The following is a 20,410-nucleotide window of genomic DNA, read 5'->3' on the forward strand; positions in this document are numbered from 1 at the left end:
GTGCCCTCCGGCAGGCTTTAACGCGCTGAACGGTAACCCTGAGTCATGGACTGGAAGACAGACTGGGGACTCCGTGGACGGATGGCGTTCACGATGTTCCTCCTGTTCGCCCTCTACGTCGTGTTCGTCGGAGCGCTGACGCTGTACTTCGGCGACTTCCTCTTCCCGCTGATCATGCTCGGCGGGTTCTCGGTCGCGCAGTACTTCTTCAGCGACAAACTGGCGCTGCGGAGCATGGGCGCCCGCGAAGTGACCGCCGACGAGTACCCGGACCTCCACCGCCGGGTCGAGCGGCTGTGCCAGCAGGCGGACCTCCCGAAGCCGGCGATCGCGGTCGCCAACACGCAGGTGCCGAACGCGTTCGCGACCGGCCGGAACCGGAAGAACGCCACCGTCGCGGTGACGACCGGCCTGCTCGAGAGCTTAGACGAGGACGAACTCGACGGCGTGCTCGCCCACGAGCTCGCGCACGTGAAGAACCGCGACGTGATGGTGATGACCATCGCCTCGTTCCTCTCCACCATCGCCTTCTTCATCGTGCGGTGGGGGTGGCTCTTCAGCGGCGACAACCGGCAGGGCGCGCCCGTCATCGTCGCGATCCTCGTGTCGATCGTCGTGTGGGTGATCTCGTTCCTGCTCATCCGCGCGCTCTCGCGCTACCGCGAGTACTCCGCGGACCGCGGCGCGGCGCTCATCACCGGGAAGCCCGGCGCGCTCGCCTCGGCGCTGATGACGATCGACGGCCGGATGGACAAGGTCCCCAAGGAGGACCTCCGCGAGGAGGCGGAGATGAACGCGTTCTTCATCATCCCGATCAAGGCCGGCTTCGTCGGTCGCATCGCCTCGACGCACCCGTCGACGGAGCGCCGGATCGAGAAGCTCCGCGACCTCGAAAAGGAGATGGAGACGGCCTGAGACGGATTCATATGGCGATTTTTAACTGGCTGTTTCTGCGTCGTTGAGAGCGGGTCGGTAATGAAGACCGTCGAGGCCCCAGTTACTCACTTATAAATTCTTGAGGGCAGATCAGTGATGAACACCTCCCGAAGCCCCAGCCGCGAGGGCGGGGCAGGCGACGTAAGCGCCACAGGAGCGAGTGAAACGAGCGACGAGGAGCGCAGCGAGCGTACGCCGCCCTCGCGGCTGCCCCTTCGAGTCCCACCCCGCACAGGACCTCACACCTCCCCAGCCTCGCCGCTCGCTCCCGCCGGTCGCTCGCGGCGTCCCTCGCGCGTGCTCCTCGCGGCCGCCGATGGCGGCCGCTCGCAGGCACGCGCCACCGCAGTTCGGTTTATGGAGATCACAAGATAGTCGCGCCGCTCGCCGGTTCGAGCGGACTGAGGGGAGTAAGCCCCCTTCGGTTCGTCCCGACATTCGGCTGAGCGTCCGCGCCGCGGCCGGACTACCTTGTGGCGCGGACTTGCACCGGCGAGGATTCGCCGTTCCATCCGTTCCCGCCCGTCTGTAACGCGGTAACGCCGCGCTAACGCGGCGAAGCCACGCGCCCTCTGCGGGTTAACTCCCTCCCCTTGCGGGTCGGTTCGCGCGTCCGCGGGTGACCCCGCGAACGCCGTCGGTCGCCGAGGCGACCGCGCGCGCGTCATCGGTCGGGGCGGGGGGTGTCGTTGCTGTTCCAGAGCCAGCCGTCTCCGACTCCGGGCGTGTGCCCGGTCGCCCGTCCGGCCGGTGGGGGGACTTTCCTCATGCCAGAGGCACGGGAGTCGGGCTCCCTCTGTCCGGTTCGGCCTTGCGCCCACCGGCGAATAAGCGGTTCGGTCGGGGGCGTACTCAGCGGGACACCGCGAACGCCGCGAGAGCGGTGCCACAAGGGAAGCGTTCAAGTCGTCAGCACTGTAATAGTCTCTCATGTCCGAGGCTCAGACCGTTCAGCTGTCGTACGACGACGGTGCACGAGCGGTCGAACTCGCGCGGGAGGCGGTCGAGTCGTTCGTCCGACACGGACAACGTGAACAACCGGGCAGCATGCGCGAGGCGTTCTACGCCCGCACCGGCGCCTTCGTCCGGCTCCAGTCCACCCGCGGACGCGGCCGCCTCCGGGGGTGCGCCGGCGCGTGGGAGACCTCCGATCAGCTGGGCCACGCCATCGTCGAGGCCGCCATCAAGGCGGCCTCCGGCGACTCCTGTGGCTCCGAGGTGGAGCCGAAGGAGCTCGACAACATCACCGTCTCGGTGTTCGTCGTCTCGAACACCGTCCTCACCAACGACCCGCTCGAAGACCTCGAAATCGGCACCCACGGCGTCGCCGTCGACAGCGGCAACGCGCACGGCTGGCTCTACCCGACGGTCCCCGTCGAGAACGGCTGGTCCGGCGCGGAGTTCCTCTCGCGCACCTGCCGGAAGGCGAAGCTCTCGCCCACCGCGTGGCAGGAGGAGGACACCATGGTGACGCTCATCGAGGGCCAGGTCTTCCGAGAGCGCGCCGACGGCGGCGCGGTCGAAGAGCTGTAGTCCGACCGTCCGATTCCCGCTGTTCGATCCTCGCCGCACAGTTCTCACTGCTCAGTCCCGCTGCTGGACTCTCGCCGCTCAGTGTTCGCCGTATCCCACGGCCTCCGCGTCCGCGAGCGCTCGCTCCGTCGCGGCCGACAGGTCGAACGCGTCCGCGGCGACCACCTCGCCGTCGCGGATCACCGGCTCCATGAGCGACTCGGCGTCGTCGGGGGCCCGACGGTCAGCCAGACCGACCGCGTGGGCGCCGTCCGCGGTGCGGTACACCGACTTCGCGCCAGAGAGCTTCCCTCGCTTGGCCGCCGGTTCGCCGTCGACGGTGACGATGTCGAGCGCGAAGTCGACGGGGTCCGCGTTCGAGACGTGGCCGCCGACGCCGAACCCGTCGACCACGTCGCGCAGCTCGCGGAGGTCCGCCGGACCGAGCCCGCCGGAGACGTACACGTCGACGTCCTCGTGGCCGCGCGCGTCGAGCTCCCACCCGACCTCGCGGACGATGTGCCGGAAGTCGCCGCGCCGCGAGCCGGTCGTGTCGAGGCGGACGCCGTCGAGGTCGTCGCCGAGCGCCTCCACCGCGCGGAGCACCTCGTCGACCTCGTCGGAGTAGGTGTCACACAGCGCGATCCGCGGCACGTCCTCGGGCGCGCCGGCGTCGAAGGCGCGCCAGGCGGCCTCCTGTTCGCCGCGGCCGAAGCAGATGGCGAGCGCGTGCGGCATCGTGCCGGCCGCCTCGCGGCCGATCAGCTCCCCGGCGGCGACGTGCGAGAAGCCGTCGAAGCCGGCCACGAGCGCCGACCGCTCGACGGCCGCCGTCATCGCCGGGTGGACGTGGCGCGCGCCGAACGAGAGGATCTGCGACTCGGGGGCCGCGACCCGACAGTCGAGCGCCGCGGTCGCCATGCCGGACGCGTGCGAGAGGAAGCCGAGCAGCGACGTCTCCAGCCGCGCGAACGAGAGGTACGGCCCCTCTATCCGCATCACCGGGCCCCCGTCGAACAGGCGGCCCTCCGGGACCGCGTCCACGTCGACGTCGCGGCCGGCGAGCAGTTCGACGGCGTCGCCGAGGCCGGCGAACAGCTCGAACTCACCGTCGGGGAACTGGTCGGCGGTCACCTCGGCGACGACGCGGGGGTTTCGACCCGCCGCCTCCAGCGCCGCCTCGGTCCGCTCGAAGTACGCGTCGGTCGCGCGGCCCTCTCGGATCGCGGCCGCGTCGACGATGTCGAACTCGCTCATGGGTCGCCTTCGACCGCCGGAACGAAAAGCCACCCGTGTCGCCTCGACCGGTTCGGTACCGGTCGACCCGCCTCCCGACGGGCGCCGGGCTACCTCGCCCGCCGCGCGAACAGCCCCAGCGCGGCGACGAGGGCGACGAGCGCCGCGCCGACGCCGAACCCGGGAGCGCTCCCGGCGGTCCCGTCGGTCTCGGAGTCGTTGGTCCCGTTCTCGCCGTCGGACCCGTCGCCGTCGGTTCCGTCGCCGTCAGTTCCGCCGCCGTCGGACCCGTCGCCGTCGGACCCGTCAGTTCCGTCTTCACTCCCGCCGTCGCCCCCGGTCCCGTCGTCCGCGTCCGGCAGCGTCAGGTCGGCGTCCGGCCGCAGTTCGAGGACGCCCTCGGGGGAGGGCGCATGGGTCACGGTCACGCTCGTCCCGTCTCGCTCGACGCCGTACGCGCCGGGGAAGTCGCTCTCTTCGTCGATGACGTACACGGTCCCGTCCTCGTAGCCACCGTCGCCGTGGGCGCTCAGCATGCGGACGTACGCGTCCCGGAACGCCGCCGCGTCCTCTCGCGTCTGCCACTCCGTCGCCCAGACGTAGCCGTCGCGGTCGCCGTTCCGATAGGGGTACAGCTCGTCGCCGGCCCAGCCGTCCGTCACGGGGTGCGCGTAGTTGTAGGTCGCCCGCGTCCGGAGTTCGGCGTCGGTCCGGAGGTGGACGTTGAAGTTCGCGCCGACGGACCGGTCGGGTTCGAGGATCGAATACTCGTAGCCGCTGTCGAACTGGACGCCGGCGCTCTGGTACCAGAACATCACGAACATCGACGCCTCGCCCGCGGTCTCCGCGCCGTCGACGCCCTGGTTCGGATACGTCTCCCAGCCGCCGGTCGCCGCGTCCTCGAACGTGACGTTGCCCTCCTCGTAGTCCGGATCCCGGTGGATGACCTCCGCGGTCGACTCGGGCGGGTCGTTCATCGTCTCGTTGACGGCGGCCCACCCGCCCTCGTCGACGAGTTCGCGGACGTAGAGCGCGCCGTCGCCGTACGGCTGGAGGACGGTCTGGAGGATGCCGAAGTTGTAGTCCGGCGTCCCGCCGCCACCCCCGCCCCCGCCGCTCGCGGGCGCCTCGACGCAGGTCCAGTTGTCCGCGCAGCGAGCGGCGTACCGCTCCTCGACGTGGACCGCCTCGCCCTCGACGATGCCGTCGACCGCGAGGTCGCCGTCTTGGGTCACGCCGACGTACCGCGGTCTCGTGAGGTCGTGGTACTGGTCTTGCATCGCGTGGAGCAGCTCGTGCGCGAGCGTGGAGGGGTCGATGTCGGGCGACTCGCCGTCGGGGACGACGATGACGATCTCGTCTCTCGACGGCGAGTAGAAGCCGGAGACCGCGCCGCCGAACACGGAGTCGATCTCGTCGTTAGCGTTCGTCTCGTCGCCGACGACGAACAGCGCCTCCCACACCTGGTCGTTCCAGCGGCGGAACGCCTCGGAGCCGTTCCCCCCGCCCGCGGTGTCGTTGGCGTACTCGCTCCGCGAGACCGTCTCGACCGGCACGTCCTCCTTGAACGGCCGCTGCCGGACGTGTTCGACCCGCGCCATCGTGAGGTCGGTCAGCGCCGACAGCTGCGTCTCGTTGAGCCCGTCGGACTGCTCGAACGACAGCGAGTCCTCGTAGTGCGTCCCGTTCCAGCACCCGACCAGCTCGGTGCCGTCTCCGGGCCCGCACTCCTCGGCGGAGGCGGAGGGGAGGGTACCTCCTTCCGCGCCCGGCGGCCCGGCGTCCGGCGCGGCCGCGACGCCGGCGGTGAACGCGACACACAGGACGGCGACCGCGGCGACGACTGCGGCCGCGGTCGAGGGGGTGAGAACCCGTCGCATGGGAATCGTACCGGACGCGCAGATAAGTAGTTTGTCGGTTCCTTCACCGCCGCGGCCGGCGGATTTTTCCGGTCGGTCCGCCGCTCCGCCCGCGGCGGGGCGACGGTTTTTGCCGAGCGCGCTCCAACTCGCGGCATGGCGTTCGACCCGACCGAGACCGCGGTGATCGTCGTCGACATGCAAAACGGGTTCTGTCACCCCGACGGGAGCCTCTACGCCGAGCCGAGCGAGGCGGCGGTCGAGCCCGTGACGGCGCTCGTCGACCGCGCCCGCGAGGCCGGCGCGTCGGTCGTCTACACCCGCGACGTTCACCCGCCCGAGCAGTTCGCGGACGCTCACTACTACGACGAGTTCGACCGCTGGGGCGAACACGTCGTCGAGGGGTCGTGGGACGCCGAACTCGTCGCCGACCTCGACGTGCGCGACGGCGACCACGTCGTCGAGAAGCACACCTACGACGCCTTCTATCAGACCGATCTGGAGGGGTATCTCGACGCACACGGGATCTCCGACCTGCTGATCTGCGGCACGCTCGCGAACGTCTGCGTCCTCCACACCGCGGGCAGCGCGGGGCTCCGCGACTACCGCCCCGTCGTCGTCGAGGACGCGCTCGGCTACATCACCGAGGACCACCGCGAGTACGCGGTCGACCACGCGGACTGGCTGTTCGGCGAGACGGCGACCCGCGACGCGGTCGGCTTCGGTTCGGCGTAGTCGCGGCCGCTCCACTGTCGGTCCCCGAGATCCCGTCCCTCGACCGCGATTATCACGCGTGTCAATCGGCGTGTAACCCTTTTTGCCGCTCGTCACGACCGCCGGGTATGGACATCTCTCGACGGGGCATACTCGGGGGTCTCGGCGCGGCCTGTGCCGTCGGCGCCGTCGGCTTCGCCGGCGCGACGACGGTGTCGGACGGCGAGTCGGTCCCCGGCCTCCTCGGCGACGGCCCGGGACCGACGGACGGCGGCGCAGGGTCGACCGACGGCGCCGGTGGCGGGACCGACGGTTCCGGGACGGGATCGGTCGCCGTCGACCCCGACGCGCCCTTCGTGGCGCGACTGACCGGGGACGACGACACCGATCGCCGCCTGTTCGACGCGAGCGACCTCGACCGCGTCGAGGGCGTGTTCACCGAGAACGACGAGTACCTCGTCTACGCCGCGCTCTCCGACGCGGGCATCGAGTCCTTCCGGAGCCGACTCGAAGACGCCGGCGCGACCGACGATCCGGCGGCGTTCGTGGTGTCGATGACGCTCGACGGGACCGAGGTCCGGCGCGTCGAACTCGACCGCGAGACGGTCGACGCGCTCACCGACTCCGAGTGGGGCGGCGTGCTGACGTTCCCGTTCGGCGAGGAGTCGGTCGCTCGGTCCGTCTACGACCGACTGGCCGACAACTGATCGGCGGCGCGCTTGACAACTGATCCGCGGCGCGCTCGCCGACTGACTGGTTAGGTCCGGCCGCCGTCGCGGGGCCAGAGTTTTGCCCTCGTGTCACGTCCCTCCGCCGTGAGCGACCGAACCGCTGCCGACGGCGGCCGCCCCTGTCCGGTCTGTGAGACGCCGATGTACCACCGGCACTGTAAGTACGTCTGCCCGGCGCACGGCGTCGTTTACGACTGTAGCGACACGTTCTACTGATTCGGCGATCGCTTCGCGCACCGCGCGAGTCGCCGGAATTAAGCGACACGAAGGGGAACCAAACGTGGTCGTGCGAACTGTTATGTTCTTGGAGTCCGATTTTTCTCACATGATGGGCGACCCGTACGTGACCCTCCTTGCCGACCCTCCGAGGTCAGCATGGTAGAGCAAAACCAGGTTGCCCGGAGCAAGCGGATCCAGCGCCGCACCGGGAAGACGTTCCACGTCGCCACCCGGCTGCTTCCCCAGCGGATCCGTCATCCGACCTACGTGCTGTACGGATTCTTCCGTATCGCGGACGAGGTCGTTGATGCCGAGGACACCGGAACGCCGGCCGAGCAGCGGGCGGAACTCGACCGGCTCCGGGCGGCCGCGCTCGGCGAGGAGCCGACCGACGACCCGGTGTTGGAGGCGTTCGCCGAGGTGTGCGAACGCAACGGCATCCCCGACGAGGACGTCCACACCTTCGTCGACGCGATGGAGAGCGACATCGACACCGACCGCTACGAGACCTACGCGGACTTGGAGGCGTACATGGACGGCTCCGCGGCCGCCGTCGGCCGGATGATGACGGCTATCATGGACCTCGATCCGGAGACCGAGGCCAAGGCGCTCCCGCACGCCACGAAGCTCGGTGAGGCGTTCCAGATGACGAACTTCCTCCGCGACGTGCGCGAGGACGTCGTCGAGCGCGACCGGATCTACCTCCCGCTGGAGACGCTCCGTCGACACGGCGTGAGCGAAGAGCAGATCCTCGACTTGGAGTTCGACCAGAGCGTCGCGGCCGCGATCCGCGAGGAGATGAGCCGCACCGAGCGGCTCTACGAGGAGGGCGTCGCGGGGATCAAATACCTCCCCGAGGACTGCCAGCTCGCGGTGCTGCTCGCGGCGGTGCTGTACGTCGACCACCACCGCCTCATCCGGAACCGCGGCTACGACACGGTGTCCGCCACGCCGGAGCTCTCGCTCACCCGGAAGCTGTCGCTGCTCGTCCGCACCCGGTGGAAGTGGCAGTGGAACCGCGACCCGGAGGCGGTGTTCTACGACATGTGTACCGACCTCGACCGCAGCCGCGAGCGCCACGACCACGGCCCCCACGGCCAGGGCGTCGCACAGACCGACTGAGCGGCGGTCCGCATGGATCGCTCCCGGTTCGTCGCCCTCGTCATCGCCGCCTTCGGACTCGTTTTCGTCTCGTTCGTCCTCCGCGGAACCACCCGGCTGGTGGCCCCCTACGAGGTCGCCGTCGCCGTGTCGGCACCGCCCTTCTTCGCGGCGGCCGCGCTGCTCGTCGCGCTCTTCGTCCTCGCCGTCCTCGACGTGACGGGGATTCGTCGGCTGGAGTGAGGGCGGGGCCGGGCAACGCGAGTCACCGCCGTATCGGCCGGCAGTAACCGCCTGTCCGCGGCCGCTGTTCGGCCAAGTCGGAACGCCCTTGCCCCGTCGCCTCCCACGACGCGTATGGACGTACGAACCGTCGCCGACCTCTCGCCGGCCGAGCGACGCGCCTTCTTCGAGCGCGACGCGGGCGTCGACGCGGTCCGCGAGGACGTGCGCGGCATCGTCGACCGGGTCCGCGAGGAGGGGGACGTCGCGGTCCGCGAGTTCGCCGAGGAGTTCGACGGCGTCGCCGTCGGCAACGTCGACATCACCGACGACGCGGCGCGCGCACACGAGGAACTGGCGGAGGCGGACGACCCGGTGTTCGACGCGGTTCGAGACGCGGCCGCGAACGTGCGGGCGTTCCACGAGCGACAGCGCCCCGAGGACTGGCGCGACGACTTCGACGGCCGGGAGCTCGGCCGCCGGTTCCGGCCGCTCGACCGCGTCGGAGTGTACGTGCCCGGCGGCGCGGCCGCGTACCCCTCCAGCGCGCTGATGGGGATCATCCCCGCTGTCGTCGCCGGCGTCGACCACGTCGCGGTCGCGACCCCGCCCGCGGAGGACCTCGACCCCGTCACCCTCGCGGCGATCCACGAGGCGGGCGCCGACGCGGTGTATCAGGTCGGCGGCGCGCAGGCCGTCGCCGCGCTCGCGTACGGGACCGAGACCGTGACCCGGGTCCAGAAGGTGGTCGGCCCGGGCAACAAGTGGGTCACCGCCGCCAAGTCGATCGTTCAGGGCGACGTGGGGATCGACTTCCTCGCCGGCCCGAGCGAGGTGCTCGTCCTCGCCGACGAGACGGCGGACCCGGACCTCGTGGCGGCCGACCTGGTCGCGCAGGCCGAACACGACCCGAACGCCTCCGTGGTCGCGGTCACCGCCGACGCCGACCTCGCCGCGGCCGTCGCCGACGCGGTCGACGAGCAGGCGGCCGAGCGCGAGCGCGAAGAGACGATCCGCGCCGCCCTCGACAACCAGGCCTCCGGCGTCCTCCACGCGCGCTCGATGCCCGAGGCGGTGTTGTTCGCCGAGGAGTACGCCGCCGAGCACCTCTCGATCGTCGCCGACGACGACGAGGCGCTCTTAGACCGGATCACGAACGCGGGCTCCGTCTTCCTCGGCCCGTACTCGCCGGTCGCCGCGGGCGACTACGCGACCGGCACGAACCACGTGCTGCCGACGAACGGCGGCGCGAAGCGGTACGGCGGGCTCTCCGTCGACACCTTCCTCCGGTCGTCGACGGTCCAGCGGCTCGACCGCGACGCCCTCGACGACCTCTCCGAGACGATCACGACGCTCGCCGAGGCCGAGGGGTTAGAGGCCCACGCCGAGAGCGTCCGGAAGCGGTTCGAGTAGCCGCTCGTCTTCTCGCCCGGCCTCGATAGCGGTATATAGTTATCTGAGGTGAGTTATTGTATAAGTAACAACAACATCGGTATACCCCGGTCAGGACGGGTATACGCCGCCGTATTGGGCTCATAGCAGCCTTCATACTCGACACCACTCCTGTTCGAGCCGTAATGGTGGACAACACCGACGGACGGCAGGAATCGAACTCGCGACGGGCGTTCCTCATCGCCGGCGGCGCGGCAGCCCTCACCGGGCTCGCCGGCTGTTCCGGCGGGTCGGGCTCGGACGGCGGCGGCTCGGACGGCTCCGACGGGAGCGACGGTGCCGATTCGGGCACCGGCGGGAGCGGCGGCGAGTCCGGCGACCCGATGCTGGCCGACGCGAGCGCGTTCGATCCCGCGGAACCAGCCTGGGAGGGGAACAACTACCTGTCGTCGGCGCTGGTCGACGCGGGCTACCAGCGCGGATCCACGACCGACTTAGAGAACATGCGGAACCGCGAGGTCGAGGAGGTCCCGCACGGCGATCCGGTCCGGGAGACCCCGAGCGACGAGAGCGAGCTGCTGGACCCCGACACCCTGGTGTTCACCGAGAGCCCGAGCGAGGACGTCCAGGGTCGGTTCGAGGAGGACTTCCAGGCGGTCTTCGACCGCATCGAGGAGGAGACCGGGAAGCCGGTCGAATTCAGTAAAGTCGACAGCTACGCGGCGTCCGTCGAGGCGATGCGCTCGGAGCGCGCCCACATCGCGAACTTCTCGACCGGCACGACCGCGTTCGCGGTTAACCTCGGCGGCGCGGTCCCGTTCGGGGTCGGGCTCACCCCCGAGGAGGAGTTCGGCTACCGGCTGTTCGCGACCACCCGCGCCGACGCCGACGACATTCAGAGCGTCGAGGACTTCGCCCGCGACGAGGTGAAAGTCGGTCACTCCGAGCCCGCCTCGAACTCCGGGCACCAGGCCCCCTCGGCCCTCTTCGACCAGTACTTCGACGTGACCGCCGAAGAGGACTACGAGGTCAACTTCTCGGGCGGCCACGGCAACACCACGCGCGGCATCGCGGCCGGCGACTACGACGCCGGCCCGATCTGTTCGACCTGTATGGTAGACACCGTCGAGGCGCAGAGCGACCTCAGCTTCGACGATTTCAAAGTGGTGTGGGCGTCGGCGCCGTTCCCGAGCGGCCCGGTCGCGTATCGCTACAACCTCAAGCCCGAGATCCAGGAGGGAATCGAGCGGGCGTACCTCGAATCCGACTTCTCGGGAACGGACTACCAGGAGCGGACGGGGTACAACAAGTTCGTCCCGATCGACTACGAGACGGTCTGGAAGGACATCATGATCATCCAGCGGTACAACGGCGTCGAGTACGAGCGGAGCGCGCTCGGATCGTAAATGCTGCGAGTCACCGACCTCCGGAAGACGTACGCCACCGGCGACGAGGCGCTACAGGGCGTCACGATGTCGGTCGAGGGCAGCGAGACCGTCGCGATGATCGGGCCCAGCGGGGCCGGGAAGTCCACGTTCATCCGGTGTGTCAACCGGCTGACCGAGCCGAGCGGCGGTCAGGTCCTCCTCGACGACACGGAGCTGACCGGGCTCGGCGACGACGCGCTGCGGTCGGCCCGTCGCGACATCGGCATGATCTTCCAGGAGTACAACCTCGTCGAGCGGCTGACCGTAATGGAGAACGTCCTCACGGGCCGGCTGGGGTACGTCTCCGCGTGGCAGGCGTTCAGGCGGTCGTTTCCCGCCGACGACATCGAGCGGGCGTACCAGATCCTCGACCGGGTCGGCCTGGCCGACATGGAGAACAAACGCGTCGACGAGCTCTCCGGCGGCCAGCGCCAGCGGGTCGGCATCGCGCGGGCGGTGATCCAACAGCCGAAGATCCTGCTGGTCGACGAGCCCACGTCGAGCCTGGATCCGGAGACCTCGGACACGGTGATGCGGCTGCTGACCGACATCGCCGCCGAACGGGGGGTGCCGGTGCTGATCAACATCCACGAGGTCGACCTCGCGATGGAGCACGCCGACCGGATCGTCGGGCTCCACGACGGCGAGCTCGTGTTCGAGGGCCCGCCCTCGGCGCTCGACCAGCGGGGGCTCGACCAGGTGTACCGGGGCGCGGAGGTCCCGGAGAACACCGACGGCCAGGAGCCGCGGTCCCGGTCCGACGGCGACCCACTGACGGACACGGACCGGCCGCTCGCGGGGGAGACCTGAATGGCCGCCGGCAACCGGACCTGGGAACGGCCGACCGTCTTCCCGCGACGGGGGGTCAAGTGGGCGGTGTACGCCGGCGTCGTCGGGTTCTTCGTCTGGTCTGGCGTCGGGGTCGGCGCCGACCCAGGGCGGATCGCACAGGGGCTCGGAAGCGCCGGCTCGCTCGTCGGCGACTTCCTCCCGCCGTCGGCGACCCCGCGGCAGGCCCAGCGGATCCTCGATAAGATGCTCGAGAGCGTCGCGATGGCGATGGTGTCGACGCTCACCGGCATCGTGCTCAGCGTCCCGATCGCGTTCATGGCCGCGGAGAACCTCTCGCCGAAGCCGCTGTACGCGATCAACAGGGGATTCATCTCCGTCTCTCGGGCGTTCAACGCGATCATCGTCGGCATCATCGCGGTCAAGGCCATCGGCTTCGGACCGCTCGCGGGCATCCTCACGATCACGTTCAAGACGGTCGGCTTCTTCTCGAAGCTCTTAGCGGAGGACTTAGAGGACATCGACATGGGGTCGGTCGACGCGGTGCGGGCGTCCGGCGCCTCGCCGATCCAGACGCTCCTCTACGGGGTCGTGCCGCAGATCATCCCCCGATTCGCCGGGCTCTCGGTGTACCGGTGGGACATCAACATCCGCACCTCGACGATCATCGGCATCGTCGGGGCGGGCGGGATCGGATCGGTGCTGCTGACCGCGTTCAACCGCTACGACTACCAGTACGTCACGGCCATCCTGCTCGCGATCATCGCGGTCGTCCTCGTGGCCGAGGGCGTCAGCGCGGTCGTCCGACGGAGGTACAACTGATGGCGGTGGAGCAACCGAGCTGGGAGCGGTTCGACCGACGCCGGCGGATCACTCGGTTCGTCCTCCTGCTCACCGCGGCCGTCACCGTGATCGCCTCGTGGCAGTTCATGGACACCGGCGTCGTCAGGCCGGAGACGATCCCGCGGGAGGTCGGCGACCTCCTGACCCGGATGTACCCGCCGGACGTGGCGTACACGACTCGGATCGTCCGGCCGCTGATCGAGACGGTCCAGATCGCCGCGCTGGGGACGCTCGGCGCCTTGGTGCTCGCGGTCCCGGTGGCGCTGCTCGCCGCCGAGAACACCACGCCGAACGGCGCGACCTTCTGGCTCGGGAAGCTCATCGTGACGGTGAGCCGGTCGGTCAACACCATCATCTGGGCGCTGTTTTTCGTCGTGTTGTTCGGGTCGGGACCGCTCGCCGGCGCCGTCGCCATCGTGTTCCGCTCGGTCGGCTTCCTCGGGAAACTGCTCGGCGAGGAGATAGAGGAGATCGACTTCGGGCAGGTCGAGGCGGTGCGGGCGTCCGGCGCGTCGCAGGCGCAAGTGCTGCTCTACGGTATCCTCCCGCAGGTCAAGCCCGCGCTGGTCGGGCTGTCGATCTACCGGTGGGACATCAACATCCGCGACTCGACGGTGCTCGGCTTCGTGGGCGCTGGCGGCATCGGCGTCGAACTGTTCCGCGCGGTCAACGCCTTCGCGTGGCAGTCGGTCGCGACGGTGCTGATCGTCATCCTCGGGGTGGTGGTCGTCACCGAGAGCCTGTCGGCGTACACGCGGGGGCTGGTCCGATGAGTCCGCCTCGGTCGGACGGCTACGAAGCGGTGCTGTTCGACATGGACGGCGTCGTCTTGGAGGGGCGCGGGACCGACCCCGCGGTCTACTCCCACGCTCTGGACGACGTGCTCGACGACCGGGAGCTGACCGTGCCGTCGTCGCTCCGAGAGCCGCTGGAGCGCGACGCGTACGACGACGCGTTCCGTTCGGCCTGCGCGGAGCTCGGCGTCGACTCCGGGCCGCTCTTTCGGGCGCGCGAGGCGCGGAGCGCGAAACGCGCCGTCGAGCGGCTGGCGGCCGGGGCGCGGCGTCTCCACCGGGACGTCGAGGTCCTCGACGCGCTGGCCGACCGCGCGACGCTCGGGCTGGTGAGCAACAACTACCACTCCACCGTCGAGTTCGTCGTCGACCACTTCCGGCTCGACGCGTTCGCGTTCGTCCGCGGCCGCGACCCCGGTCCCGACGGCTACCGGCGGCGCAAGCCGAACCCGCACTACCTCGATGAGGCGCTCGACGCGCTCGACGCGACCGACGGGATCTACGTCGGCGACCGCGCGACCGACGTGATCGCCGCCGAGCGCGCCGAGATCGACAGCGCGTTCCTGCGGCGCGACCACAACGCGGCCCGCGACCTCGACGTCGAGCCGACCGTCGAGATCGAGAGCCTCCGCGACCTGCTGGCCCTGGCTGGCGCCTCGCCCCCCGACGCGTCCGCGACTCGGTCGGCCGACTCCGCAACCGACCGGGGGCGCTCGTCCGAGTAGGGCGCGCGGCGTCCCCTGTCCGCCCGCTCGGGCGCCTTGCGGCCCTCCGCTCGGGCGCCTTGCGGCCCTCCGCTCGGTCGTCCTCAGCGCCTCCGCTCGGTCATTTCCCGCTCCTCCGCTCGCGCGCTTCGGCCCCAGAAACGGTTATCTCCCGCTGTCGCGTCTCTGACACTCATGATACCGTCGCTTGCCGCGCTGTTCGACGGGCTGACCGCCGTCGAGGCGACGGTCGCCGTCCTCCTCGTGTCCGTCGTCGCCGCCGTGGCGATGGAGTTCGTCGTTCTCCGGCTCGCCCGTCGGTACGTCTCGCACACTGAGTCCGGGTACGACGACATCGTCATCGCATCGCTGCGCCCGCCGCTCGTCGTCACCGCCGCGCTCGCGGGCGTGTACGTGCTCACGCAGGTCCCGTCGGTGCGCACGTCGGTCGTCGTCTCGCCGTCGGTGCTGGACGCCGCCTTCGGCCGCCCGTCGCTGTCGATCATCGTCCTCGTCTGGGCGTACGCCGCCAACGCCGTGGTGAACCGGCTGGTCGCCGCGGTCAACGCCGAGGGGAACCGGTTCGACTTCGCGCCCGTCTTCTCGAACGTCTGGACGCTCGCGGTCGTCGTCGGGAGCGCCGGCACCCTGCTGTGGCTCTGGGGCATCGAGATCACGCCCCTGCTCGGCGCGGCGGGGGTCGCCGGCATCGCGGTCGGCTTCGCCGCGAAGGACACCGTCGCGAACTTCTTCGGCGGCATCGCGCTCTACTTCGACGACACGTACAAGATCGGCGACTACATCGTCCTCGACGACGGCACCGCGGGCACGGTGATCAAGGTCGGCGTGCGCTCGACGACGCTGCTCACACGCGACGAGGTGCTGGTGACGGTGCCGAACGCGGCGCTCAACGCCGCGAAGGTGACGAACGAGTCCGCGCCCCAGCGCCGCCGGCGCATCCGGGTCCCCGTCGGCGTCGCCTACGGCACCGACGTCGACGCCTTCGAGGCGCTCGCCATGGAGGTCTTGGCCGCGGAGCCGCTGGTCCTCGACTCGCCGAAACCCCGCGCCCGCTTCCGGTCGTTCGGGGACTCCGCGCTCCAGTACGAACTCCTCTGTTGGGTCAACGGGCCGACGCGTCGCCGCCGCGCGCAACACCGGCTCAACCGCGCGCTGTACGTGGCGCTCGGCGAGGCCGACATCGAGATCCCGTACCCGAAACGCGACGTGACCGTCACCGGCGCGGTCGGGGCGACGGCCGCGGCGTCTCCCGCCGCCGCTCCCGACGCCGAATCGGGCGCCGCTCCCGGCGCCGAGTCGGACGCCGACCCCGACGCGCGGCCGGAGGTCGATCCGGACGCCGAGCGGACCGGAACCGCCGGCGAGACGCCGTGATGTCGGCTCGCGAACCGTATCGACCGTCGCCCGGCCGTCGCCGCTCGCCGGACCGATCCCGCCGGCAGGGTTTTGAGTGTCGACACCGAACGCGTTCGCATGAGTACCGAATCAGCCGACACCGGGACCGAGGAGAGCGACCCGGCGATCGAAGTGTCCCCGGACGCCGCGGAGGAGGCGCTCTCGCTGCTGGAAGGCGAGGGGCTCGACACCGACATCGCCGGCCTGCGGCTGTTCGTCCAGCAGGGCGGCTGCGCGGGGCTGTCGTACGGGATGCGGTTCGACAACGAGCCGGAAGACGACGACCTCGTGGTGGAGCACCATGGGCTCCGCGTGTTCGTCGACCCCGCCAGTCGGAACTACATCGGCGGGAGCACGCTCGATTACGAACACGGGCTTCAGGCCGCCGGCTTCGAGGTCGAGAACCCGAACGTCGTCTCCGAGTGCGGCTGCGGCGAGTCGTTCCGCACGTAACGGGTCCGGCGACGCTCCGTTTTCTCCGCTCCCGAGTCCCCCGCTTAAGTCGCTCCGCCGGGTAGCCAGAGCCATGACTCTCGAAGCGTCGACGACGCCGAGCGGCGAACGGGTGTACACCGACCGGACGCGCACCGAGCGCGGCGCGGACGGCCCCTTCTACGTCGTGTTCGCGGACGAGACGGGCGAGTCCCGCTGGGGGTTCCGCTGCGGCAACTGCGAGTCGTTCGACATCGCCATGGACACCATGGGCCGGATCCAGTGCACCGAGTGCGGGAACATCCGGAAGCCGGACGAGTGGGACGCGGCCCACGAGTGAGCCGCGTTCGAGGTTCTCCGGGCCGTTCCGACCGGAGCCGCCGATTCTCTCCGACCGAAATCGTGGGAAAGTTTATCACGGATGGAACCGAACATCGAGGTAGATGGCCACTGCGAGCATCCCCCCGACGACCGAGGCCAGAGACGTCTTCCGCGAACTGGGATACACCGTCTCCGAGGGCGGACGAGAGTTCGTCGCGGAACGCAAATGGCGGCGCGTGCTCGTGACGGTGTTGTGTCTCGACGACGACGACCTCGACCCGTATCTCGCAGACGGCGGTGACACACCGAGACTCCGGTGTTTCGTCACGTGGCGCGACACGGCCGACTCCCTCCAGGAGCGACTCGTCTCCGCGAAACCGCCCTACGACTGGGCGGTCATCGGCATCGAGCGCGGCGGCGAGGACTTCGCCGTGATGGAAGGCGCGCCGGGCAGTCCGTAGCCCCGCCGCAGCCTCCCCCGTCGTCCCCGACGCGTATTTTTATCCCCCCGTGCGTCGTACCAGCACGTGACATGGTCTTCAAAAAGATCACGCTGATCGGGACGAGCGAGGAGAGTTTCGACGCCGCGGCCGACGACGCCATCGACCGCGCGGAAGACACGCTCGAGAACGTCTACTGGGTGGAGGTAGAGGAGTTCGGCGTCGAACTGGACTCGGCCGCCGACCGCGAGTATCAGGCCGAAGTCGAGGTCGCGTTCGAGCTGGAGGGCTGACCGGAACTCGGGAGTCGGTCGGTCCCCGTTCGGCTGCGAGCCGTCGGATCGGACGAGTGAGTTCGTTTCGGCGGCGTATCGTCACGCCCGGCGAGCGAGTCGGTAGCGAGCGGCGCTCCGATCACGCACCGGAGGCGCCGGTGCGCCGGGTGAGCGGTTGCCTCATGCGATATACCCCTCGAAGATCGCTTCGGGTTCGATCTCTATCGTCGCGTCACAGACGCGGATGAGGCCCTCGCCGTTCACGAACACGTTCCACCTGTCGATACGGAACGCGATGAGCAGATCGCTATCAGCGGTCTCACCGGTCGTTTCGACCAACCGAGCGAGCGCGTCGAAGTCGACCGAGCCGTACAACGGCGGCACGTCGGTCGGCGCGATCCCTTCGGCGTCGGCAATCGCACCGACGAAGGCCTCCGTAAGCGTTCTCCCAGTGTCCCCCTCGAACGTCGCATCTCCGACTACGGAACAGCTTCTGTATATCTCCAGTTCGGGCCTTCTAGCCATACGACCCCTCCGCGGCGACTCTATAATACTCTTTTGTGATGATTCGGGTAACACTAATCGGGGTCGTACCCGGTGCCGATACCGGCCGGGAACGGCCCACCCCGTCCCCGTAGGCGTCTCGGACGGCTCCCTCCGAGGACCGAGCGAGACACGACCGCTCGGCGGTCACCTATTTACCCGCCCGAACCCACCACCCGGCAATGACCGCTTCACGCGCGCCGGCCGAGCCGACGGTCCGTGAGTTCGAAGCGACGGTCGAGTCCGCCGACGGCCGCGAGGTCGTCCTCGACGAGACGTACTTCTACCCCGAGTCGGGCGGCCAGCCGGCCGACAGGGGCACGCTCGACGGTCACCTCGTGGACGGCGTGGTCGAGCGCAACGGCGAGGTGGTCCACACGCTCGCGCCCGACGCGGAGCACGACCTCGCGCCCGGCGACGCCGTCACGGGCCTGATCGACGACGCCTTCCGGACCTACTGCGCCCGCGCTCACACCGCCTCGCACGTGCTGTACGGGGCCGCCCGCCGGATCACGGAGGACCTCGGCTACGCCGGCTTCGACATCTCCGAGACGAAGGTCCGCGTCGACCTGACGACCGCCGAACCGCTCGACGACGACGACCTGATCGAGCTGGAGCGGCTCGCCAACCGCGCCGTCTGGGACTCGCTGCCCGTCTCGTGGGAGAGCCACTCGGCCGACGCGGCCCGCGACGTCGACGGGATCGCGTTCAACACCAAGACCGAGGAGGGCGCGATGAGCGACGGCGCGGTCCGCGTCGTGACCGTCGGCGACGCGGACGACCCGTGGGACGTCGCGGCCTGCGGCGGGACGCACGTGTCGGACACCGCGGAGATCGGCCCGGTGACCGTACTGGACCGCTCGAACCCCGGGGAGGGCGTGACCCGCGTCGAGTTCGCCGTCGGCCCGACCGCGATAGACGAGCTGGGCGCGGTCCACGCCGCCGCGCTCGACGCCGCGACGACGCTCGACGCGCGCGTCGGCGACCTCCCCGACGCGGTCGCCCGCCTCCGCGACGAGACCGACCGGTTGGAGGCCGACCTCCGGGCCGCCCGCGAGGAACTGCTCGACGCCCGCCTCCGCGAGTTCCCGACCGTCGCGGTCGACGGCGCGCGGTGGGCGATCGGCACCGTCGACGACGCCGACCCGAACGAACTCCGGGAGCCCGCGAGCGCGGTCGTCGGTGACGGGGCCGACTCGGCGACGGGTGACGGCGACGACCCCGCGGACGCCGACGCGCCTGCCGTCTTGGCCGCGGTCGGCACGGGCGACGCGCCCTTCGTCGTCGTCGCGGCTCGCCCGGACGCCGGCGTCGACGCGGGCGACCTCGTGGGCGCGGTCACCGACGAGTTCGGCGGCGGCGGGGGCGGCGGCCCGACGTACGCGCAGGGCGGCGGGCTCGACGCCGACCCCGAGGCCGTCGCGGCGTGGCTCCGGGAGCGATGACCGGCAAACTCGGTCCCGAGGCGCTCGGCGCGGCGCTCGCGGCGACCGGCGCGGACGACCCCGCGGTGGCGCAGGGGCCGGCCTACGGCGAGGACGCGGCCGCGATCGATCTGGCCGGAACCGGCGAGACGCTCGTCGTCGCCGCCGACCCCCTGTCGCTGGCCGCCGAGTCGGTCGGGACGCTCGCCGTCCACGTCGCCTGTAACGACGTGGCCGCCAGCGGCGCCGACCCGCGGTGGCTCACCCACACGCTGTTCCTCCCTGACGACGACCCCGGCCGGCTCCGGGCGGTCGCCGATCAGGTCGACGCGACGGCACGGGAGCTCGGCGTCGCGGTCGTCGGCGGCCACACCGAGGTCCTGCCGGCGCTCGACCGCCCCCTCTGCTCGATGACGGCGATGGGGACGACCGACCGCTTCGTGTCGAGCGGGGGCGCCGAACCGGGCGACCGCCTCCTGCTCACGAAGGGGGCGGCGATCGAGGCGACCGCGATCCTCGCGACCGACTTCCGCGAGGAGTGCCTCGACGCGGGGGTTCCGGCGGCGACGCTCGATTCGGCCGCCGAGTTCCTCGGCGAGGTGAGCGTCGTCCCCGACGCGGCCGCGGTCCGCGACGCCGCGACCGCGCTCCACGACCCGACCGAGGGCGGCGTGACGACCGCGCTGGTCGAAACGGCGTCGGCGAGCGAGGCCGTCTTCGCGGTCGAACGCGACCGGGTACCCGTCCGGCCCGAGACCCGCGCCTGCTGTGACGCGCTCGGCGTCGACCCGCTCGCGACGTTCGGTTCCGGAGCGCTGCTGGCGGCGGTCCCCCCGAGCCGGGTCGAGGACGCGCTCGACGCGCTCGACGCGGTCGGCGTCGAGGGCGCCGAGATCGGCGCGGTCGAACCGCCGACCGACGACGCGTCGCCTGGGACCGTCAGGATCGACGGCGCGGCCCTCACGACGCCGCCGCGGGACGAGCTGTATCCGCTCTGGGAGGCGCGCGACGCGGACGAGTAGGGCGCGTCGACGCCGCTCCGGCACCCCGGCCGATCGCTCATCTTTTTCCGTGGCGGAT

General features: G+C 70.4%; 23 protein-coding genes and 1 other RNA gene. 20 read left to right on the forward strand and 4 right to left on the reverse strand.

The genetic code is table 11. From position 1 onward, the window contains the following. Positions 1-45: 45 nt before the first annotated feature. Complete coding sequence (gene htpX, locus ACZ5KW_RS04865) at positions 46-915, forward strand: zinc metalloprotease HtpX (protein ID WP_343775900.1); 870 nt, start codon at positions 46-48, stop codon at positions 913-915. Between the two features lie 420 nt (positions 916-1,335). On the opposite strand, the gene rnpB is transcribed toward htpX, so the two are convergent. Further along, positions 1,336-1,737, reverse strand: an RNA gene (rnpB, locus tag ACZ5KW_RS04870) — RNase P RNA component. A 129-nt stretch (positions 1,738-1,866) separates the two neighbouring features. Between rnpB and ACZ5KW_RS04875 the strand changes: the two genes are divergently transcribed. Then, positions 1,867-2,469, forward strand: coding sequence for a TIGR00296 family protein (locus ACZ5KW_RS04875; protein WP_343775896.1), 603 nt, complete (start codon positions 1,867-1,869; stop codon positions 2,467-2,469). 78 nt (positions 2,470-2,547) lie between these two features. Here ACZ5KW_RS04875 and ACZ5KW_RS04880 read toward each other — a convergent pair whose 3' ends face one another. Continuing rightward, positions 2,548-3,705, reverse strand: a complete 1,158-nt coding sequence (locus tag ACZ5KW_RS04880) for a nicotinate phosphoribosyltransferase (protein ID WP_343775894.1) — start codon at positions 3,703-3,705, stop codon at positions 2,548-2,550. Between the two features lie 89 nt (positions 3,706-3,794). Then, the gene (locus ACZ5KW_RS04885) at positions 3,795-5,564 is read right to left on the reverse strand and encodes an Hvo_1808 family surface protein (protein ID WP_343775892.1); all 1,770 of its coding nucleotides are present in this window, start codon (positions 5,562-5,564) and stop codon (positions 3,795-3,797) included. Positions 5,565-5,699: 135 nt separating this feature from the next. Here ACZ5KW_RS04885 and ACZ5KW_RS04890 point away from each other — a divergent pair, with 135 nt between their 5' ends. The 16 genes from ACZ5KW_RS04890 (at position 5,700) to ACZ5KW_RS04965 (ending at position 17,381) form a co-directional block, all read left to right on the forward strand. Next, positions 5,700-6,278, forward strand: a complete 579-nt coding sequence (locus ACZ5KW_RS04890; protein ID WP_343775890.1) for a cysteine hydrolase family protein — start codon at positions 5,700-5,702, stop codon at positions 6,276-6,278. 107 nt (positions 6,279-6,385) lie between these two features. Beyond that, complete coding sequence (locus ACZ5KW_RS04895) at positions 6,386-6,964, forward strand: hypothetical protein (protein ID WP_343775888.1); 579 nt, start codon at positions 6,386-6,388, stop codon at positions 6,962-6,964. A 108-nt stretch (positions 6,965-7,072) separates the two neighbouring features. Continuing rightward, the gene (locus ACZ5KW_RS04900; RefSeq protein ID WP_343775886.1) at positions 7,073-7,204 is read left to right on the forward strand and encodes an HVO_2523 family zinc finger protein; all 132 of its coding nucleotides are present in this window, start codon (positions 7,073-7,075) and stop codon (positions 7,202-7,204) included. A 159-nt stretch (positions 7,205-7,363) separates the two neighbouring features. Next, positions 7,364-8,329 (forward strand): phytoene/squalene synthase family protein, encoded by a 966-nt coding sequence (locus ACZ5KW_RS04905; RefSeq protein WP_343775884.1) that lies wholly within the window; start codon positions 7,364-7,366, stop codon positions 8,327-8,329. A gap of 12 nt (positions 8,330-8,341) precedes the next feature. Beyond that, a complete protein-coding gene (locus tag ACZ5KW_RS04910) occupies positions 8,342-8,551 on the forward strand; it encodes a hypothetical protein (RefSeq protein WP_343775881.1) in 210 nt (69 codons plus the stop codon). 114 nt (positions 8,552-8,665) lie between these two features. Further along, entirely contained in the window at positions 8,666-9,943 is a 1,278-nt protein-coding gene (hisD, locus tag ACZ5KW_RS04915) for a histidinol dehydrogenase (protein WP_343775878.1), read from the forward strand. 362 nt (positions 9,944-10,305) lie between these two features. Further along, positions 10,306-11,328 carry a phosphate/phosphite/phosphonate ABC transporter substrate-binding protein gene (phnD, locus tag ACZ5KW_RS04920; protein WP_343776234.1) on the forward strand — a complete coding sequence of 341 codons (1,023 nt, stop codon included), beginning with the start codon at positions 10,306-10,308 and terminating at the stop codon, positions 11,326-11,328. Continuing rightward, entirely contained in the window at positions 11,329-12,159 is an 831-nt protein-coding gene (gene phnC / locus ACZ5KW_RS04925) for a phosphonate ABC transporter ATP-binding protein (protein WP_343775875.1), read from the forward strand. Continuing rightward, a complete protein-coding gene (gene phnE, locus ACZ5KW_RS04930; RefSeq protein ID WP_343775872.1) occupies positions 12,160-12,960 on the forward strand; it encodes a phosphonate ABC transporter, permease protein PhnE in 801 nt (266 codons plus the stop codon). Next, positions 12,960-13,754, forward strand: coding sequence for a phosphonate ABC transporter, permease protein PhnE (gene phnE, locus ACZ5KW_RS04935; protein ID WP_343775869.1), 795 nt, complete (start codon positions 12,960-12,962; stop codon positions 13,752-13,754). The genes phnE (ACZ5KW_RS04930) and phnE (ACZ5KW_RS04935) overlap by 1 nt, the downstream gene beginning before the upstream one ends. Further along, positions 13,751-14,500, forward strand: coding sequence for an HAD family hydrolase (locus ACZ5KW_RS04940; RefSeq protein ID WP_343775866.1), 750 nt, complete (start codon positions 13,751-13,753; stop codon positions 14,498-14,500). The genes phnE (ACZ5KW_RS04935) and ACZ5KW_RS04940 overlap by 4 nt, the downstream gene beginning before the upstream one ends. 174 nt (positions 14,501-14,674) lie before the next feature. Further along, a complete protein-coding gene (locus ACZ5KW_RS04945; RefSeq protein WP_343775864.1) occupies positions 14,675-15,874 on the forward strand; it encodes a mechanosensitive ion channel family protein in 1,200 nt (399 codons plus the stop codon). 99 nt (positions 15,875-15,973) lie between these two features. Further along, complete coding sequence (locus ACZ5KW_RS04950; RefSeq protein ID WP_343775861.1) at positions 15,974-16,348, forward strand: HesB/IscA family protein; 375 nt, start codon at positions 15,974-15,976, stop codon at positions 16,346-16,348. Positions 16,349-16,421: 73 nt separating this feature from the next. Then, on the forward strand, positions 16,422-16,667 hold the full coding sequence (locus ACZ5KW_RS04955) for a DUF5816 domain-containing protein (protein ID WP_343775858.1): 246 nt from the start codon (positions 16,422-16,424) through the stop codon (positions 16,665-16,667). A 103-nt stretch (positions 16,668-16,770) separates the two neighbouring features. Beyond that, positions 16,771-17,109, forward strand: coding sequence for a DUF7116 family protein (locus ACZ5KW_RS04960; protein ID WP_343775855.1), 339 nt, complete (start codon positions 16,771-16,773; stop codon positions 17,107-17,109). A gap of 71 nt (positions 17,110-17,180) precedes the next feature. After that, positions 17,181-17,381: a dodecin gene (locus ACZ5KW_RS04965; RefSeq protein ID WP_343775852.1), complete on the forward strand. Its 201-nt coding sequence runs from the start codon at positions 17,181-17,183 to the stop codon at positions 17,379-17,381. Positions 17,382-17,543: 162 nt separating this feature from the next. Here ACZ5KW_RS04965 and ACZ5KW_RS04970 read toward each other — a convergent pair whose 3' ends face one another. Beyond that, entirely contained in the window at positions 17,544-17,942 is a 399-nt protein-coding gene (locus ACZ5KW_RS04970) for a HalOD1 output domain-containing protein (protein ID WP_464388584.1), read from the reverse strand. A gap of 146 nt (positions 17,943-18,088) precedes the next feature. On the opposite strand from ACZ5KW_RS04970, the gene ACZ5KW_RS04975 reads away from it, so the two are divergent. Together ACZ5KW_RS04975 and ACZ5KW_RS04980 are read left to right on the forward strand one after the other, a co-directional pair. Beyond that, positions 18,089-19,351, forward strand: coding sequence for an alanyl-tRNA editing protein (locus ACZ5KW_RS04975; RefSeq protein ID WP_343775846.1), 1,263 nt, complete (start codon positions 18,089-18,091; stop codon positions 19,349-19,351). Beyond that, positions 19,348-20,352, forward strand: a complete 1,005-nt coding sequence (locus ACZ5KW_RS04980) for an AIR synthase family protein (RefSeq protein WP_343775844.1) — start codon at positions 19,348-19,350, stop codon at positions 20,350-20,352. Before ACZ5KW_RS04975 ends, ACZ5KW_RS04980 begins: the two co-directional genes overlap by 4 nt. The last annotated feature ends 58 nt before the right edge of the window (positions 20,353-20,410 follow it).

Source organism: Halorubrum ejinorense (assembly GCF_055389685.1).

Coding starts and splice junctions, on each gene's coding strand:
- htpX (WP_343775900.1), top strand. CDS start 46: ATGGACTGGAAGACAGACTGGGGACTCCGTGGACGGATGGCGTTCACG.
- ACZ5KW_RS04875 (WP_343775896.1), top strand. CDS start 1,867: ATGTCCGAGGCTCAGACCGTTCAGCTGTCGTACGACGACGGTGCACGA.
- ACZ5KW_RS04880 (WP_343775894.1), bottom strand. CDS start 3,705: ATGAGCGAGTTCGACATCGTCGACGCGGCCGCGATCCGAGAGGGCCGC.
- ACZ5KW_RS04885 (WP_343775892.1), bottom strand. CDS start 5,564: ATGCGACGGGTTCTCACCCCCTCGACCGCGGCCGCAGTCGTCGCCGCG.
- ACZ5KW_RS04890 (WP_343775890.1), top strand. CDS start 5,700: ATGGCGTTCGACCCGACCGAGACCGCGGTGATCGTCGTCGACATGCAA.
- ACZ5KW_RS04895 (WP_343775888.1), top strand. CDS start 6,386: ATGGACATCTCTCGACGGGGCATACTCGGGGGTCTCGGCGCGGCCTGT.
- ACZ5KW_RS04905 (WP_343775884.1), top strand. CDS start 7,364: ATGGTAGAGCAAAACCAGGTTGCCCGGAGCAAGCGGATCCAGCGCCGC.
- ACZ5KW_RS04910 (WP_343775881.1), top strand. CDS start 8,342: ATGGATCGCTCCCGGTTCGTCGCCCTCGTCATCGCCGCCTTCGGACTC.
- hisD (WP_343775878.1), top strand. CDS start 8,666: ATGGACGTACGAACCGTCGCCGACCTCTCGCCGGCCGAGCGACGCGCC.
- phnD (WP_343776234.1), top strand. CDS start 10,306: ATGCTGGCCGACGCGAGCGCGTTCGATCCCGCGGAACCAGCCTGGGAG.
- phnC (WP_343775875.1), top strand. CDS start 11,329: ATGCTGCGAGTCACCGACCTCCGGAAGACGTACGCCACCGGCGACGAG.
- phnE (WP_343775872.1), top strand. CDS start 12,160: ATGGCCGCCGGCAACCGGACCTGGGAACGGCCGACCGTCTTCCCGCGA.
- phnE (WP_343775869.1), top strand. CDS start 12,960: ATGGCGGTGGAGCAACCGAGCTGGGAGCGGTTCGACCGACGCCGGCGG.
- ACZ5KW_RS04940 (WP_343775866.1), top strand. CDS start 13,751: ATGAGTCCGCCTCGGTCGGACGGCTACGAAGCGGTGCTGTTCGACATG.
- ACZ5KW_RS04945 (WP_343775864.1), top strand. CDS start 14,675: ATGATACCGTCGCTTGCCGCGCTGTTCGACGGGCTGACCGCCGTCGAG.
- ACZ5KW_RS04950 (WP_343775861.1), top strand. CDS start 15,974: ATGAGTACCGAATCAGCCGACACCGGGACCGAGGAGAGCGACCCGGCG.
- ACZ5KW_RS04955 (WP_343775858.1), top strand. CDS start 16,422: ATGACTCTCGAAGCGTCGACGACGCCGAGCGGCGAACGGGTGTACACC.
- ACZ5KW_RS04960 (WP_343775855.1), top strand. CDS start 16,771: ATGGCCACTGCGAGCATCCCCCCGACGACCGAGGCCAGAGACGTCTTC.
- ACZ5KW_RS04965 (WP_343775852.1), top strand. CDS start 17,181: ATGGTCTTCAAAAAGATCACGCTGATCGGGACGAGCGAGGAGAGTTTC.
- ACZ5KW_RS04975 (WP_343775846.1), top strand. CDS start 18,089: ATGACCGCTTCACGCGCGCCGGCCGAGCCGACGGTCCGTGAGTTCGAA.
- ACZ5KW_RS04980 (WP_343775844.1), top strand. CDS start 19,348: ATGACCGGCAAACTCGGTCCCGAGGCGCTCGGCGCGGCGCTCGCGGCG.